The organism is Acinetobacter harbinensis (genome assembly GCF_000816495.1).
Classification (GTDB): domain Bacteria; phylum Pseudomonadota; class Gammaproteobacteria; order Pseudomonadales; family Moraxellaceae; genus Acinetobacter; species Acinetobacter harbinensis.
The window spans coordinates 1,524,516-1,542,043 of the sequence record NZ_JXBK01000001.1 but is presented as its reverse complement, the minus strand read 5'-3'; the positions used below and the strand labels follow the sequence as shown (position 1 = coordinate 1,542,043).

Below are 17,528 nucleotides of genomic sequence, written 5' to 3'. Positions count from 1 at the left end.
TTTGAGCGTCTAATACATTTAAGGTCAAGGCATAATGTAAAAATATCGCTTACACTGTGTTTAATGCACTTATATATCAGCATACATCCCATGATTCGAGTTAAAGATAAAATTAACAAACAGGCCAAGAAACTTAAAAATCTATCTACCCGTTTATTTAATTCAAACTCACTGGTGTTATCTCAAAGCACAGCCTATGAGGTGATTGCAGAATATAAACAAACGCGTGTGCGTTATTACGCTTCTCCCAATAGGCAATATAAAGAGCCATTGGTATTTGTGCCACCCTTGGCCATTAATATGGCGATTTACGACTTATATCCCTATCGATCTTTGGTGAAACATTTTCAAAATAGCGGCTTTGATGTGTACTTAATGGAATGGGGACAATTTAATTATCAAGATCGTTTCTTAAACTTTATGTCTTTTATTAATGATGCCATTCCACACTGTATTGAGCAGATTTGTCAGCATTCTAAAAGCGAGCAAATTTCACTACATGGCTGGAGTATGTCCGGTGTATTTGTGATGCTATATAGCGCTTTACACCCGATTAATCCGGTTAAAAACTTAATTGTTTTGGGCAGCCCAGTTGATAGCTATGCTTCTGGATATATCGGCACTATAGTTAAAAAGCTTAATCATCTAATTCATAAAAGCTTAAGCTTACAAAGTAAAATTTATTCAGGTCACGTACCTAAACAGTTCATCCACACCCCCGGGCTGTTAAATGCCTTGGTGTTTAAAATGATTGATCCCAAAGGCTGGTTAAAAAGTCAAAAACGCTTACTGCTGAATTTAGATAATCGCCAAGCCCTGTATGAACATGCCACGATGGGTCATTTTCTCAATCGTATGATTGATTATCCAGGCGGCATCAATGAGGATATGATTTTAAATGTGTGGCTACAAAACCCCCTGAAAAAAGGCGCGATTCAACTGCAAAATCATTATATTGAGTTAAAAAATATCAGTTGCTCGTTATTGGTCGGTGCAGGCCGTAGTGACCAAATTGTCTCAATTAATGCGGTTAAACCATTAACCAAATTGACAAATAGTACAGATGTCACGTTTACTCTTATTCCCGGTGGTCATTTGGGGCTAATGTCTAGTCAAGCCAGTGCCAACGAGTTCTGGCCATTTATGACCCATTGGCTCAAACAAAGATCGAGCAAAATCTAAAGGATAGAACATGATTCAGTCAGTGGCATTTATCGGCTTAGGCGCAATGGGTTATCGTATGGCTGCGCATTTACCGCAACATTTCGACACGGTATATGTTTGGAACCGTAACTTTGAAAAAGCTCAACAACATGCAACTGAATACGGCACACAAGCGGTCGAGCTACAACACGCGGTTCAGGCGGATATTATTTTTTCTTGCTTACCCACCAGTACAGATCTTGAAGCACTGATTGCGCCATTAAGCATTAAATCTGGGGCAATTTGGGTGGATTGCACCAGCGGTGTACCTGCATCCGCCAAACACCTGAGTCAACAATTAAAAGTACAGAATGTCGACTTTCTCGATGCCCCAGTGAGTGGTCAAACGATTGGTGCGCAGAATGCTACCTTAACGGTGATGGTCGGTGGTAACACGCAAGCTTTTGAAAAAGCACGACCTGCGATTCAAGCATTCGGGCAATTGATTAAGCATGTGGGCGACTCAGGTACGGGTTTTGCCGTTAAAGCCGTCAACAATATGTTACTGGCTGTTAATTTATGTTCGGTTGCAGAAGGATTTACAACCCTTAAAGCACACGGCGTTAATTTAAATGAGGCTTTAGATTGTATTAATGCCTCAAGTGGAAAAAGTGGTGTGACTGAAACAGTTTTACCGCAGCGTATTTTAAACCGCAGTTTCCCACTCACCTTTGCCCTACCGTTATTGGCCAAAGACACCGGAATTGCTTTAGACTTGGTGCGTGAAGCAAAACTCTCGGCACCGGTCATTGCTTTAACCCAAAGTTTAATTCAAGCTTCCAGTGATTTAGCAGAAAAAGACAGTGACTTTTCTAGTGCTGTAAAAATGTATGAATCATGGAGTAAAATTACACTTGAGTAAGAACTGGCCATTGAATAATGATAACTAAACCTAATATTGTGATTATATGCGTCCACACCAGTTAAAATTAAGGAAATGCTCATGAGCAAATTTACCGCTGCAATACTTACAAGCCTTGCAGTCTTTATGGGGACAAGCACTTTTGCAGCCAGCACTGAAGAAGAGTGTCAAAAATTGAAAAATGACCATGATGTTATTTATGCATCAAAAGGTTTTTGCTTTAAAGACCCCGAAGCGAAGGCAAAATATGGCAATGACAATTGCTATACCACCAAGCCAAAATTTTCGGATAAAGAACAACAACGACTTGACGCCATTAAAGATCGTCAGAAAGAATTGAACTGTAAATAATTACAGCTTCAAGCATTTTCAAGGATTAGACATGGTTTACGATGAGCAAAATATTTTCGCACGCATTATTCGCAACGAATTGCCTGCCATAAAAGTATATGAAGATGATCAAGTGTTGGCCTTTATGGACATCATGCCGCAAGCTGAAGGTCACACGCTGGTGATTCCCAAAACCCCTGCGTTAACCCTGCTTGATTTACCGCCAGAAGCTGCGGCTTATACCATTCAAATTGTGCAAAAAATTGCACAGGCGATGGAAAAAGCTTTAGAAGTGAAAGGCATTGTGTTGATGCAACTTTCCGGTGCAGCAGCGGGTCAAACCGTACCGCATGTGCACTTTCATCTTATTCCAAGTTCAGTTCATGAGCTGGGTAAACATGCCTTACAAATGGGTGATCAGGAAAAAATTAAAGCCTTGGCTGAAAAAATTAAAGCCGCGCTTTAAATTCTCATTTTTAATTGATCCAATGGAGCTTCGGCTCCATTTTTTATAAGCATATAATAAGAATAAAGAATTTCTTAATCTCCACCTCACTCAACAGTTCATTAAACTGTCATTGATCGTTCACTGCACTGTCATAAAGATTACAGATACTGCATTGCAAGCAGGTGAGCTTGTGTAGGTTGTCCTACATCAGCGTACTTAAAAAGCTATGTCAGGCTGTCGCCTTTAAAGATCGTGTTTTGGAGAAATATCAATGAAAAAATTGCTTCTTGCCGTAGCAATAACCAGTTTAAGCTTACATGCAGCACAAGCTGCGCCTACACTTTACGGTAAAGTAAACGTCAGCATTGATCAATTTAATAATAAAAGTTTTGGCAGTGAAAATGTCACCGAGGTGAATTCTAATTCATCCCGTATTGGGGTCAAAGGCGAAGAAAAAATTTCAGATCAACTTTCGGCTTTATATTTAGCAGAGTGGGAAATTAGTGTCGATGGCGATGAAGATGATAGCCAAACCTTTAAGAAACGTAATATCTATGCAGGATTAAAATGGAATGGTTTTGGCACCTTAAAAGCCGGTAACTATGACTCCTACTTTAAAACAGCCGCAGCCAGTAAAAATGATATTTTTAATGATCATAGCTTTGACATGACCAGCATGATCTATGGCGAAGAACGCCTAAAAAACGTGGTTGGTTTTGAAACCGATCCAAAACGACTGGCCGGTGTCGGTCTTAATATCATGCTGCAACAAGGTGAAGAAAATAAGGCTGACGGCGACAATGGCGTTGGTGATGCAATTTCCACTTCAATCACTTATGAAAATAAAGATTTAGGTTTAGCTTTGGCTTTGGCCGGTGACTTTGATGTGAAAGGCAAATACTCTGCCTCAAGTTTTGGCAGCAGCAAACAAGCCAGTGATGCTTTTCGCTTAACCGGCTCTTATGATTTAGCCAAAGTTGGTGTGGAAGGTTTAGGCTTAAATGCACTGTATCAAACGGCTGAAGCGACCTCTTCGGTAGGTAAAGCCTTAAACCTAGAAGAACAAGCATGGCTAATTAATGCCACCTATAAAATTGCGACTACACCTTGGACACTAAAAGCACAATACCAAACGGCGGATACCTCTTGGACAGGTAACGACCGCACAGTAGATCAATATGGTGTCGCTGTGGATTATACACTCAACAAACAAGCCAAACTGTATGGCTTACTGGCTCAGCAAAAACGTGACTGGGGCGCAGAAGATTCACAATCGGTGTTTGGCTTGGGCATGGAACTTAACTTTTAATAATCCTCTGGTTAACATTTTACTGTCCTTTTGATGTAATCCAAGACTGCCTTCGGGTGGTCTTTTGATGACAGTCCCGATAACCTTTGCCTTGCTCATCAGCATACCGATATTTGATTTTCCGCTATTACTTTTCAATGTATTTAAGTTTGAATTAAAATATCAATCAATCTCATTTATAAATACTCTTTAATGCATTAATAATATTCAACCATTTTAGTCAACTTTAAATATAATATATAACCATTTTAGTCGGGATTAAAAACAACAATACAAAGCATTTTAATCAACTTTAAAATAACAAAATTTAGTTTATTTTTTAACATTAATTATTTATAAGTTACTGTTAATTATATATAAAATAATATATATCTATTTTAATTATTTAACCTGTTTATCTTTGGTTAATTTTTGTATAATAAGCAACATAATGTTTTACAGATAGGCTTATGCGCATGAGCTTAATACCGAAAAACTTCAACCAGAAATTAGTTCGAGAGATCACAATCATATTAATAATTAAGATTGTTATTTTGTTGACTATTAAAAGCATCTGGTTTGACGCCCCTACTGTTCCCAAAAATTTTGACACTCAAGTTGCCGAGCGTATTGCCGGCAGTCCTTCCCCAATCAAGGAGACACGTTGATGATTTCTGAAAGCGTGGTCGATCTTTCGCGGTTCCAATTTGCAATGACCGCGATGTATCACTTTATTTTTATCCCACTGACCTTAGGTATGGCTTTTATTTTAGCCATCATGGAAACCACCTATGTGATTTCAGGTAAAGAAATTTACCGTGACATGACTAAGTTCTGGGGAAAACTCTTCGGTATTAACTTCGCCTTAGGAGTGACGACTGGTCTGACCATGGAGTTCCAGTTTGGTACCAACTGGGCCTATTACTCACATTATGTGGGTGATATTTTTGGTGCACCTTTGGCCATTGAAGGCCTGATGGCATTTTTCTTAGAGTCGACATTTATTGGTCTATTCTTCTTTGGTTGGGACCGACTAACCAAGGTTCAGCATTTGGCGGTAACGTGGTTGGTGGCTTTAGGCTCTAACTTATCCGCACTGTGGATTCTGATTGCCAATGGTTGGATGCAAAATCCCGTCGGTTCAGAGTTCAACTATCAAACCATGCGAATGGAATTGATTGACTTTGGCGCATTGATTTTTAATCCCGTGGCACAAGTTAAATTTGTCCACACCGTTTCAGCCGGTTATGTAACTGGTGCCATTTTTGTCATGGCAATTTCAAGTTACTACTTGCTGAAAAAGCGTGATTTACCCTTTGCACGTCGTTCATTCGCTATCGCGGCTATCTTCGGTTTAGCTTCGACCTTATCGGTTATTTTACTGGGCGATGAATCGGGTTACGAAATTGGTGATGTTCAAAAAACCAAACTTGCAGCTATTGAAGCAGAATGGGATACGCATCCTGCACCAGCATCGTTCACTTTATTTGGTATTCCGAATAAAGAAACCATGACCACAGATTATGCAGTTAGAATCCCATATCTCATGGGGATTATTGCAACACGCTCGACCACTCAACAAGTTACCGGTATTAAAGACTTATTGATTCAGCATGAAGAACGTATCCGCAATGGTATGGTGGCCTATGCACAACTTGAAAAACTGCGTGCGGGTGATACCTCACCAGAATTAAAAACTGCTTTTGATCAATCTCAAAAAGATTTAGGGTATGGCCTACTACTGAAAAAGTATGCGCCGAATGTGGTGGATGCAACTGAAGCCAATATTAAATCTGCCGCTCTAGATACCATTCCACACGTTCCAAGTTTATTCTGGGCATTCCGTGCCATGGTCGCGTCTGGTTTCCTTATGTTGTTATTGTTCGCTCTTGCAACCTATGCAGTGGCAAAACGCAACGCAGAAAGCAAACCTTGGTTACTTAAATTTGCACTGTTTTCGCTTCCGCTACCTTGGATTGCCGGTCAAACCGGTTGGTATGTGGCCGAAGTCGGTCGTCAACCATGGACCATTGGTGAAATTTTACCGACCCATCTTTCTACTTCAACTTTAAGTACTGGCGACATCTGGGGTTCAATCATTGCACTGGTTGCCTTCTATACCGTGCTTTTGATTATCGAAATGTATTTAATGATTAAGTTCTCTCGTCTTGGGCCAAGCTCATTGCATACGGGTAAATATCACTTCGAAAAACTTGAAGCACAAAACAAAGTCAATGATGAGGCGCAATCATGATCGAATATGAACTGCTCAAAATTATTTGGTGGGTGTTGGTTGGGGTATTGCTGATTGGTTTTGCTCTAACTGATGGTTTTGATATGGGCTCCATGGCTCTCATGCCATTTGTCGGTAAAGATGATAACGAACGTCGCGCCGCGATTAACACTATTGCTCCGCACTGGGAAGGCAACCAAGTTTGGTTCGTCACTGCCGGTGGTGCATTATTTGCAGCATGGCCAATGGTGTATGCCACTGCCTTTTCCGGCATGTACTGGGCACTGCTGTTGGTACTGTTCGCGCTATTCTTACGTCCGGTAGGCTTTGACTACCGCTCAAAACTAGAAAACGTGCAATGGCGTACCTCTTGGGATTGGGGTTTGGCGATTGGTGGTGCAGTTCCTGCGCTGGTTTTTGGCGTGGCATTCGGTAACTTATTCCTTGGCTTACCGTTTAATTTAGATGAAACAGTGCGTTCAACCTATAGCGGTAGCTTCTTTGCCTTACTCAACCCGTTTGCTTTAATCTGTGGCTTAGTCAGCCTATCAATGCTTTGCGCACACGGTGGTGCATGGCTGATGCTGCGTACCGATGGTGACTTACGCATGCGTTCAGCCAAAGCGACGCAAATTATGGGCATCCTGTTCTTGGTTTGCTTCTTGGGCGCAGGCGCTTGGTTATACTTCGGTGGTATTGAAGGCTATACCTTGGTTCAACCATTTGACACCAATGGCGTGGCGAATCCTTTAGCCAAAGAAGTACTGGCCACAGGTAACCACGGCTGGATGAACAACTACACGACTTATCCGATTATGATGCTTGCACCGATTATGGGTCTGCTCGGTGGTTTAATTGTGGTGTTGGGCGCCAGTAAAAATAAAGCCGGTTTTAGCTTTTTAGGTTCAAGCCTTGCTGTGATTGGCTCCATTCTTACCGCAGGTTTCGCGTTGTTCCCGTTCTTGATGCCATCTAGCATTAATCCGGCGATCAGCTTAACCATGTGGGATGCTGTTTCAAGTAAACATACGCTTACAGTAATGACCGTAGCAGCAGGCATCTTTGTTCCTCTTATCTTGGGTTACACCACATGGTGTTACTACAAAATGTGGGGCGTTATCACCAATAAACACGTTCAGGAAAACTCACACACTCTTTATTGAGTGCGTGTACAAGGAGAATAGATATGTGGTATTTCGCTTGGATTCTTGGAATTTTAATGGCGTGTTTTGCAGGTATATTAAGTGCGCTTTATATCGAACACAATCAAGATTTGGATGAGGAATAAAAAATGACTGACGTTGTAGTGCCCGAAAAGAGCCAAAAGCCTAACAAGTTGGTTATGGCCATTTCATTTTTGTTGGCATTGCCGCTTGCAGCTGTTTTACTCATTCATCCAGCATTAATTTTAGATGCCAATGGTGAATATAGTCACCGCGTGATGATGTTGATTATGATCGGCATTTCGGGTGGCTTTGTTTACGGGGTAGGCTTTATTCCAAAGTTTTGGTTATGGAAATGGATGTTTAGTCCTTTTCTTTCATGGCCACTTATGCTTTGGGGTTACTACACTTGGTTCGTGATTTAAATTAAAAAAGCCCTCATCTGAGGGCTTTTTTAATGGCTTTCATGCCTGTTTTTAAACCATCGAAATAGCTGATTAAACATCAAAACCATCACTAAATTTTATCTAACAAGCAGACGCATTATAAAAACAAACAATCGCTTCAGCTTATATATCGATAATTTATTCGGCAGACTTGACCACCACCAACCTTTTTTGAACAAACTCCGAGAATCCAATATCAGCCAATTCATGCCCATAACCTGAACGTTTTACCCCACCAAAGGGTAATTCAGGTGAAGATGCAGTGTACCAATTAATCCACAACATACCGGTTTCAATACGCGATGCTAATTTTTTAGCGCGCTCAATATCTTTTGAATGAATAGCACCGCCTAAACCATAATTTGAGTTATTGGCAATCTCAACAATCTCATCATCATCTTTGGCAATATAAATCTGTGCCACTGGGCCAAAGAACTCTTCATACCATGCGTCATTGTCGATACTAATATTTTCTAAAATCGTAGGTTCAAAGAAGAAACCTTGACCTTGGACGGGATTACCGCCTGTGAGCAATGTCGCACCCTGTTTAACGGCTTTTTGTACCTGTTTATACAGCTTATCTGTGGCATCTTTTGATGATAATGGCCCCAATTGAGTGCTTTCATCGAGCGGATCACCAATTTTTATCGCTTTAAAGGCCTCTAACATGCCCTGTCTAAACTGCGCTGCAATCTTTTCATGCAAAATAAAACGTTTAGCGGCGGTACATACCTGTCCTGCATTATTGAGACGTGCCTGACAACCAATGGTAATGGCTTTTTCCATATCGGCATCATCTAGCACCACAAAAACGTCATTCCCTCCGAGCTCTAGCGTCGATTTTTTCAGATGTTTACCCGCTTGCTGAGCAACTACACTACCGGCACCTTCTGAACCTGTTAACGCCACACCTTGAACCCGTTGATCAGCAATAATTTCTGCCACTTGATCAGGGCTAATAAATAGATTGGTGAAAGCACCATCTGGCGCACCAGCATCACGAATTAACGCTTCAAATTTTTCAGCGCACTGCGGCACAATACTGGCATGTTTCAGCATGACCGGATTACCAATGGCATAGTTTGGTGCAAAAACGCGCATCAATTGGTAAAACGGGAAATTCCACGGCTCTACTGCCATGATTAGACCCAGCGGATGATTTTCTACCCATGCCTCACCCAAGTCAGTCGGATATTGCACCGGTTTCAAAAATTCTGCTGCCTGAGCACTGTAATAACGTGCAATTCCCGCACAAAGCTCAATTTCATCTCGGCCTTGGGCAATTAATTTACCCATTTCACTACTCATCAGAGTAGCCAACTGTTCTTTTTGTTCTAATAAAAGATCTGCAAATTTTAGCAACACGTCTAATCGCTGCGGCAAGTGATCGTGCTGTGACCAGTCTGATTTAAACAGTGCCTGTGCACGCGCTAGCGTTTGGTCAATTTTTTGTTGATCATGAGGAGTAAATGTTTTAACAACTTCGCCTGTAGCAGGATTTACCGATTGGTAAGCCATAAAAATCTCCAGTCAGTGTATCGTTATAATTTGAATATAGCGCAGCATCTATAAATCATGCGATGCACATCCAACATAAAGTGCTTTAGTGCAATCGCATAGCGCCAGCAGCAAAAAAGTATCACAACCACCACGTAAGCCAACAAAACCTCATAGAACTGAAATTTTTTTATTATTTTAAGAGTGAGCTTCAACCATCCGATTGATTGGCCTAAAGACCGAGTGTTTTATTCTGTTGCTGAGTAGATGTAGGAGTTCATTGATTTTAGTGTATAGGATCAGATTGATAATTTAAGCCGATTAAAAAAGCAGATTCTATCTATAGAATCTGCTTCACGTTCAACATTCACTTTGGTCAGCTTGTCGCATTACCCTATTCCTAACCTGCTGACTCATTTTATCTTGGCATGCTTTATCGCTGTAATTAAATAATCTATAGATTTATCACTCAGCGATGGGTGTGAATCGACATCACAATCCCCATACTGGCCAGCATTGAAATGACCGCCGTTCCGCCGTAACTCATCAAAGGTAAAGGATCGCCTGTTACGGGTAAAATACCACTGACCATACCGGTACTTAAAAAGACAAAGAAGAAGAAGGTCAGACCAATTGCGCCGGCAAATAAACGTCCAAAATTATGAAAACAGTCCATGCCAATCATTAAACAACGAATAATAATGGCGGCAAATAAGCTGATCAGCAAAAACACCCCAATAAAGCCAAACTCTTCAGCATAGGTTGACATAATAAAATCGGTATGGTGTTCAGGCAAATACCCCAAATGCGATTGTGTGCCACCGAGATAGCCTTTACCGGTTAAGCCGCCTGAACCAATGGCAATTTTAGATTGAATAATATTCCAACCTGCACCCAAAGCGTCAGACTCTGGATCAAATAATGTAATCACACGTTTTTTCTGATATTCCTGAAACACGAACATCCATAATGCCGGTGCAGCAACGGCCAGTGCAGATAATGCGCCTAAAATTAACTTCCACGACATGCCACTTAAAAACAGTACAAAAATACCCGGAATAATCAGTCCGATATTTAAATCGGGTTGCAAGGCCACCAATACAAAAGGAATCAGCATCAACACCAAGGCGATGATAATATCCAAAAGTTTAGGTGGAAACGGCCGACGAGCAAAGAACCATGCCATCATTAATGGCATTGCAAATTTCATTAACTCGCTGGGCTGCATACTGCCAATACCGGGTAAACTGATCCAGCGTCTTGCGCCCATGCGTGTTTCACCCACCAACAGCACCAAAATTAACGACACCACACCCAAGACATAGAAAAATGGACTAATTGCTTGATAGACTTTCGGTGGAATTTGCGCACAGATAAAAAGCGCAATAAAACCGACACCAAAGCTGATTGCTTGGCGTAATACCATTTGTGAGTCTTGTCCAGAGGCGCTATACACCACCATTAAACCTAAGGCGGCGTTTAGAAGTAAAAAACACAATAACCACGGATCTAAATGTAGTTTTTTCCAACGTGATGCGTCATGTTTAATGCTTCTACCATCACGTAAAGCGTGACGTAAAAAACGATACTGCTGAGATGGTATCATTTGAAATGTTTAGACGTGTAAATGAGATGGCGAATTATAAATTCAAAGCGTACCAGATCCTATATCTACGATACATTTTAATTTTATTTTTGTGCATTGAGAATGAGTTTGGCCAACTCTAAATCATCGCTATAGGTGATTTTAATATTGTCTGAACGGCCTTGTACAACTTTCACGACTGCGCCCATATGCTCTAACGCACTGGCTTCATCCGTAATATGTGCACCATCTTTTAAAGCCTGCTCAATGGCTTGCTTTAATAGTCCTAGTTTTGCAATCTGCGGCGTTTGCGCTTGCCATAAAAAGTCGCGGCTGACCGTACTTTGAATCTGCTCGGCCTGTTTCACACATTTGAGCGTATCTCGAACGGGAATCGCTAAAATTGCACTACAGTTTTCGGTGATGGCAGTATGAATCAGTCGTGACAAGCACTTTTGCGTAACACAAGGACGAGCCGCATCATGCACCAAAACCCAATCATCATCACTGGCTATTGGGCTTAAATAATGTAAAGCATTCAAAACAGAATCAACACGCTCTACCCCGCCTATACAAAAATGCGTTTGATCGGACTGAGCAAAATTAAGCGTTCGGGCAAAATCATCCCTCGCGCCAATGGCTAAAACATAACCGCTTAATGACAAGTGATTTAAACGACCAATGGTGTGTTCTAAAACAGTTTGATCGTCGATCATTTGATACTGTTTAAGCGCAGTCTGAGAAAAACGACGTCCAGAACCGGCAGCCGGAATGACCGCCCAAATTTTAGGGTGTGTCTGCGCTAGAAACTTGATTGGCGTCTTCATTGGTTCTTAAATCCACTTGAGCATTGGGATCGATATAGATGGGTTTATACTGCGTGCCAATCATACTCATTTGCACAAAGGTTTCATGCGGCTTAATTAAACCTAAATCTAAACGGGCATGTTCTTCAATGGCTTCAATACCATTTTTTAAATCGTAGACTTCGGCTGCAAGAACGCGATTACGCTCTCTTAATTCGCCATTTATTTCTGTTTGTTGTTGAATTTTTTGTGCTAATTTTTGATGGTCATTGTAACCACCTTCCCCAAACCAAAATAAATACTGAAACCCTGCGATCAAAATGATCGCAAGGCCCAATAATATTTTACTCATCAAGGAGTCAAATATATTTAACATAAATCGCATTCAGCCGCTTAGTTCAAAGCTTTGAATTCAGCTTTACCGCGATATGCAGCATGCGTCAACTCTTCAATACGAAGCAGCTGATTATATTTAGCAACACGATCAGAACGACACAGTGAACCCGTTTTAATTTGACCGGCTGCAGTACCAACAGCTAAATCAGCAATGGTTGAATCTTCAGTTTCACCTGAACGATGCGAAATTACCGTCGAGTAACCATTGGCTTTTGCCATGTAGATGGCATCTAAAGTTTCAGTCAAGGTACCAATTTGGTTGTATTTGATTAAGATCGAGTTGGCGACTTTATCATTAATACCACGTTGTAAAATCTTAGGGTTGGTTACGAATAAATCATCACCAACCAATTGGATTTTATCGCCCAAAATTGAGGTTAAATATGACCAACCTTCCCAATCGGACTCATCCAAACCATCTTCAATTGAGATAATTGGATATTGCTTGGCTAGGCCAGCTAGATAGTCAGAAAATTGATGACTTGAGAATGCTTTGTTGCCTTCACCTGCCAGAATATATTGACCATCTTTATAAAATTCAGTTGCTGCACAGTCTAGTGCAAGCATGATATCAGAACCTGCTTTGTAGCCCGTTTGACCAATTGCTTCAAGAATAACGGTAATTGCTTCTTCATTTGAACGTAAGTTCGGCGCAAAACCGCCTTCATCACCAACTGCAGTATTTAAACCTTTTTTATTTAACACTGATTTTAAAGAATGGAAGATTTCCGCACCGGCACGTAACGCTTCAGAGAATGAAGTAAAGCCTACTGGCTCAATCATAAATTCTTGAATATCAACGTTATTGTCTGCATGTGAACCACCATTGATAATGTTCATCATGGGTACAGGCATGGTTAAAATTGTTTGACCACGTAAGTCTGCGATATATTGAAACAATGGAATTTTCTTTTCATTGGCAGCTGCACGTGCTGCTGCTAAAGAAACGGCTAAAGTGGCATTTGCACCTAGTTTTTCTTTATTTTCAGTACCATCAAGATCAATCATCTTTTGGTCAATTTCTTTTTGTTCAAATACCGAAGTACCGATCAAAAGATCACGAATTAATGTGTTTACGTTATTTACCGCAGTGCGAACACCTTTGCCTAAATAACGTGCTTTATCGCCATCACGAAGTTCTAAAGCTTCACGAGAACCAGTTGAAGCACCAGAGGGTGCACATGCACGACCAACCACACCAGATTCTAAGATTACATCTGCTTCGATGGTAGGATTACCACGAGAGTCCAAAATTTCACGTGCACGAATGTCAACGATTTGACTCATGAACAATTCCTCAGTTGATTGAATAACGAGATGCGATGAGTGCATCAATGAGTATCTAACGCTTTGAATCCTTTAACCAAAGTATCCAATTGTTTTAATTGTGCCAAAAATGGTTCCAGTTGCGACATACGCAGTGCACATGGACCGTCACATTTGGCATGTTCTGGGTCTGGATGCGCTTCTAAAAATAAGCCTGCCAAACCGGTTGCCATACCAGCACGTGCCAATGTGGTAATTTGCGCACGGCGACCACCAGCTGAATCACTACGACCACCCGGTGTTTGCAGCGCGTGTGTTACATCAAAAAATACTGGCACATTCATCTCTTTCATGAGATCAAAGCCCAGCATATCTACCACTAAATTGTTATACCCAAAGGCTGAACCACGTTCACATAAAATCAGCTTGTCATTTCCGGCTTCTAAGCATTTATTCAGAATATGACGCATCTCATGCGGTGCAAGAAATTGAGCTTTTTTGATGTTAATAATGGCATCAGTTTTTGCGATGGCTTCAACCAAATCAGTTTGACGGCTTAAAAAAGCCGGCAACTGAATAATGTCCGCCACTTGTGCAACAGCTTCGGCTTGATACGGTTCATGTACATCCGTGATAATCGGCACATTGAACTGTTTTTTAATGTCAGCTAACCACTCAAGACCTTTTTCTAGCCCTGGGCCACGAAAAGAGTTCAGACTAGAGCGATTGGCTTTATCAAAGCTGGCTTTAAAGACGTATGGGATCTCTAAACGCTGACAGATATCCACATACGTTTCAGCTATTTCAAAAGCAAGGTCTTTAGATTCAAGTACGTTCATACCGCCGAACAATACAAATGGCAAATGATTTGCCATTTGTATATCGCCTAAACGTACAATTTCTTGTGGTTTTAATGATGACATTTAAACGTCCCTAGTTTAATCCGAACACATTATGACTTGGTTTTTTGATACTGGTTTTTAGCGGCATCAATAAAGCTTGCAAATAATGGATGGCCATCGCGTGGAGAACTGGTAAATTCTGGATGGAATTGTACCGCAATAAACCAAGGATGTTGAGGAATTTCAACTGTTTCAACCAAGTGTTGCACCGGTGAATAACCAGAAATTTTCATGCCCGCTTCTTCAAGCACCGGAATATAACGGTTGTTCATCTCGTAGCGATGACGATGGCGCTCGATAATATCAGCACTACCATACACGTCACAAATTTTTGTACCGGCAACCAATTCTGATTTTTGTGCACCTAAACGCATAGTGCCGCCTAAATCAGACTCAACAGAACGCTGTTGCACTTCACCGCGCTCATCCAACCATTCAGTAATTAAACCAATCAATGGCGATTTGGTTGAACGATTAAATTCAGTCGAGGTTGCATCAGTAATACCGGCCACATTACGTGCGTATTCAATCACTGCAAGTTGCATCCCTAAACAAATACCGAGGAATGGCACACCGTTTTCACGCGCAAATTGAATGGCTTGCATTTTACCTTCTGTACCACGCTCACCAAAACCGCCCGGCACCAAAATGGCATCCATATCTTTTAATACGCTGGCCACATCTTGACTTTCAAGCTCTTCAGCATTGATATATTCAATTTGAACTTTAACGCGGTTTTGAATGCCGGCATGCAATAGTGCTTCATTGACCGATTTATAGGCATCTGGCAATTCAACATATTTACCGACCATGGCAACGCGCACGGTATATTCAGGATTAAATAATGCTTCGACCACATTATCCCAATCGGTTAAATCCGCTTCAGGTAAGTCGTTATAACCAAAACGTTCACAGATTAAATCATCCACATTTTGCTCGTAAAACGTGCGTGGAATTTCATAAATAGAGCGTGCATCTTTACACACGACAACAGCGCGCGCTTGAACGTTAGTGAACAAAGCAATTTTACGCGTCGTATCTGCATCGACATCGTATTCAGTACGACAGATTAAGATGTCCGGCTGAATACCAATAGATAACAACTCTTTAACCGAATGCTGTGTTGGTTTGGTTTTAAGTTCAGCGGCCGATTTAATATAAGGCAACAAGGTTAAATGCATCAGCATGGTCCGATTATGACCAAGCTCAACCATTAACTGACGAACAGATTCCATGAATGGGAGAGATTCAATGTCACCAACTGTTCCACCAATTTCAACAATTGCCACGTCGTAGCCTTCACCTGCGCGAAGGACACGTTCTTTAATATTATCGGTAATATGGGGAATAACTTGGACTGTACCGCCCAGATAGTCACCACGACGTTCTTTGTTTAAGACATCTTGGTAAACACGACCTGAAGTAAAGTTATTCAATTTGGTCATTTTTGCACGACGCAAGAAACGTTCGTAATAACCCAAATCTAGGTCAGTTTCAGCACCATCTTCGGTAACAAAAACTTCACCATGCTGGAATGGGCTCATTGTCCCTGGATCGACATTAATGTATGGATCCATTTTGACCATGGTTACTTTTAAACCACGGGCTTCTAAAAGTGCAGCAACTGAAGCAGCTGAAATACCTTTACCTAGTGATGAAACTACACCACCAGTCACGAAAATAAAATGGGTCATTGGGTTTCTCGTACGATCGAGCCTAAAGCGGCCTACAATGTTGCGCAATTTTACTTTACTCTGTACCTATAAAGCAAAGTCAATCCGCATCAATTCATAGAACAATAAACAATTGGTTATTCTATCAGCATTTCCGATAAAAAATTAGTGTACTGAAGCAGGATTTCTATATTCATATTTACTGTTATAATAGTTGCATCCTATCGATGCTTTATTTTGTGCAATTATGAATAAAAAACTTTTAATCTGTGGGGCAATTGCTGCTGCTCTTGTACTTACTGCTTGTGTAAAAAAAGAAGAGCCCAAGCAAGATGAACCAAAACAGCCTGAAACCACCTTACAACCCGAAACGGTGACTGTAATTGAGCCTGCACCCATGCAACCACTCGAACCCATTGAAAGCGATGAACCCGAAATTCCTGCACGCGTAGAAATTGAACGTCAGGAAACGGCCAACACCACCACTGAAATTCGCCGAGAAGTGCGACCAGTTGAACCTACAGCACAAGAGCCAACCAAGGTTGAACCAGCAAAACCGACGCCGGCACCAGCACCCAAAGTAGAAGCTCCTAAACCACCAACAGCGAAAATTGAAAGCAAACCAACGCCAAGTAAACCAAGCAGTGCTAGCTCTCAATCTGAAGATGATGCGATTGCGGCGGCCATTGCTGCTGCAACGCCAGCACTTAACAACTAAGTTCAATTTAATTTAAAATACAAGAAACCCAGTGCTGATACTGGGTTTTTTATTGTCTATTCAATGGATCTATCTTTATATGTGCTCTTGCCAGTAAAACTGTACTATTAGTTAAATTTAAAACCACGCAATATTAATTTTATCGTGATTCTAGAACATATTTTTCTATTTAGCTTCATGGCACCATAACTGTTAATCCTTTAGCTTACTTTCACCGGATTAATAAGGTAAAAATACACTAAAAGATAAATGAGCAGAAATAGTGAAAGCCATAAATAGGTATCGATTATATTAAAACTTCTTAAGAATTTAAGCATTTTTATTCCTCTAAATACAAATTATTATAATTATCACTTTAAAATTTTATAAATTTAATTCTTTTTAAATCATAAATATACAGATAAAAAACACATCTTATATATTTCGTTTTTTATTCTTAAAACGATATTATTTTTATATACTTTAAAGTTAAATCATTAAGTAGCATATTTATTATATTCTGACTATTACACTCATCGCTTTATCAAAAATTAAAAAACCAATAATATTTTCAAGATGACTTCAAATAATGGAATGTTCCACTAATGATTAAAAAATGCTGTGATTTATTGCAATATCATCATTTAACTATTGGCTTTATTGAAAGCGCCAGTGCTGGCTATCTGTCTAGTCAGTTTGCGCTGTATAAAAATAGTGGGGCTGATATTTTGCT

General features: G+C 40.6%; 18 protein-coding genes and 1 pseudogene. 12 read left to right on the top strand and 7 right to left on the bottom strand.

Annotated elements, in window-relative coordinates:
- Positions 1-90 precede the first annotated feature (90 nt).
- From SE27_RS07195 to SE27_RS07150, 10 genes are all read left to right on the top strand, one after another.
- Positions 91-1,182, top strand: a complete 1,092-nt coding sequence (locus SE27_RS07195; RefSeq protein ID WP_039622139.1) for an alpha/beta fold hydrolase — start codon at positions 91-93, stop codon at positions 1,180-1,182.
- A 10-nt stretch (positions 1,183-1,192) separates the two neighbouring features.
- Entirely contained in the window at positions 1,193-2,065 is an 873-nt protein-coding gene (locus tag SE27_RS07190) for an NAD(P)-dependent oxidoreductase (protein ID WP_039622137.1), read from the top strand.
- Between the two features lie 81 nt (positions 2,066-2,146).
- Positions 2,147-2,416 carry a YARHG domain-containing protein gene (locus SE27_RS07185; protein ID WP_039622135.1) on the top strand — a complete coding sequence of 90 codons (270 nt, stop codon included), beginning with the start codon at positions 2,147-2,149 and terminating at the stop codon, positions 2,414-2,416.
- A 31-nt stretch (positions 2,417-2,447) separates the two neighbouring features.
- Positions 2,448-2,861 (top strand): HIT family protein, encoded by a 414-nt coding sequence (locus SE27_RS07180; RefSeq protein WP_039622133.1) that lies wholly within the window; start codon positions 2,448-2,450, stop codon positions 2,859-2,861.
- 253 nt (positions 2,862-3,114) lie between these two features.
- Positions 3,115-4,152, top strand: a complete 1,038-nt coding sequence (locus SE27_RS07175; protein ID WP_039622131.1) for a porin — start codon at positions 3,115-3,117, stop codon at positions 4,150-4,152.
- Between the two features lie 455 nt (positions 4,153-4,607).
- Complete coding sequence (gene cydP, locus SE27_RS07170) at positions 4,608-4,799, top strand: cytochrome oxidase putative small subunit CydP (RefSeq protein WP_039622130.1); 192 nt, start codon at positions 4,608-4,610, stop codon at positions 4,797-4,799.
- A complete protein-coding gene (locus tag SE27_RS07165) occupies positions 4,799-6,385 on the top strand; it encodes a cytochrome ubiquinol oxidase subunit I (RefSeq protein WP_039622129.1) in 1,587 nt (528 codons plus the stop codon). Before cydP ends, SE27_RS07165 begins: the two co-directional genes overlap by 1 nt.
- Positions 6,382-7,527 carry a cytochrome d ubiquinol oxidase subunit II gene (gene cydB / locus SE27_RS07160; protein WP_039622128.1) on the top strand — a complete coding sequence of 382 codons (1,146 nt, stop codon included), beginning with the start codon at positions 6,382-6,384 and terminating at the stop codon, positions 7,525-7,527. The genes SE27_RS07165 and cydB overlap by 4 nt, the downstream gene beginning before the upstream one ends.
- Before the next feature lie 23 nt (positions 7,528-7,550).
- Entirely contained in the window at positions 7,551-7,652 is a 102-nt protein-coding gene (gene cydX, locus SE27_RS13660; RefSeq protein WP_039622127.1) for a cytochrome bd-I oxidase subunit CydX, read from the top strand.
- Between the two features lie 3 nt (positions 7,653-7,655).
- Positions 7,656-7,952, top strand: a complete 297-nt coding sequence (locus tag SE27_RS07150) for a cyd operon YbgE family protein (RefSeq protein WP_039622125.1) — start codon at positions 7,656-7,658, stop codon at positions 7,950-7,952.
- Positions 7,953-8,111: 159 nt separating this feature from the next.
- On the opposite strand, the gene SE27_RS07145 is transcribed toward SE27_RS07150, so the two are convergent.
- The 7 genes from SE27_RS07145 to SE27_RS07115 all read right to left on the bottom strand — a co-directional run bounded on the left by SE27_RS07145 (position 8,112) and on the right by SE27_RS07115 (position 16,119).
- Complete coding sequence (locus SE27_RS07145; protein WP_039622124.1) at positions 8,112-9,491, bottom strand: NAD-dependent succinate-semialdehyde dehydrogenase; 1,380 nt, start codon at positions 9,489-9,491, stop codon at positions 8,112-8,114.
- 448 nt (positions 9,492-9,939) lie between these two features.
- Positions 9,940-11,076, bottom strand: a complete 1,137-nt coding sequence (rodA, locus tag SE27_RS07140; protein ID WP_039622122.1) for a rod shape-determining protein RodA — start codon at positions 11,074-11,076, stop codon at positions 9,940-9,942.
- 83 nt (positions 11,077-11,159) lie between these two features.
- Positions 11,160-11,882 (bottom strand): 2-C-methyl-D-erythritol 4-phosphate cytidylyltransferase, encoded by a 723-nt coding sequence (gene ispD, locus SE27_RS07135; protein ID WP_039622121.1) that lies wholly within the window; start codon positions 11,880-11,882, stop codon positions 11,160-11,162.
- A complete protein-coding gene (locus SE27_RS07130; RefSeq protein WP_039622118.1) occupies positions 11,842-12,237 on the bottom strand; it encodes a septum formation initiator family protein in 396 nt (131 codons plus the stop codon). Before SE27_RS07130 ends, ispD begins: the two co-directional genes overlap by 41 nt.
- 17 nt (positions 12,238-12,254) lie before the next feature.
- On the bottom strand, positions 12,255-13,544 hold the full coding sequence (gene eno / locus SE27_RS07125; RefSeq protein WP_039622117.1) for a phosphopyruvate hydratase: 1,290 nt from the start codon (positions 13,542-13,544) through the stop codon (positions 12,255-12,257).
- Between the two features lie 44 nt (positions 13,545-13,588).
- The gene (gene kdsA / locus SE27_RS07120; RefSeq protein WP_039622115.1) at positions 13,589-14,446 is read right to left on the bottom strand and encodes a 3-deoxy-8-phosphooctulonate synthase; all 858 of its coding nucleotides are present in this window, start codon (positions 14,444-14,446) and stop codon (positions 13,589-13,591) included.
- 29 nt (positions 14,447-14,475) lie between these two features.
- On the bottom strand, positions 14,476-16,119 hold the full coding sequence (locus SE27_RS07115) for a CTP synthase (protein ID WP_039622114.1): 1,644 nt from the start codon (positions 16,117-16,119) through the stop codon (positions 14,476-14,478).
- A gap of 226 nt (positions 16,120-16,345) precedes the next feature.
- On the opposite strand from SE27_RS07115, the gene SE27_RS07110 reads away from it, so the two are divergent.
- Both SE27_RS07110 and SE27_RS14445 read left to right on the top strand, forming a co-directional pair.
- Positions 16,346-16,816, top strand: coding sequence for an internalin (locus SE27_RS07110; protein ID WP_039622111.1), 471 nt, complete (start codon positions 16,346-16,348; stop codon positions 16,814-16,816).
- A gap of 584 nt (positions 16,817-17,400) precedes the next feature.
- Positions 17,401-17,528 (top strand): annotated as a pseudogene (locus tag SE27_RS14445) (CinA family protein); the annotation flags it as partial.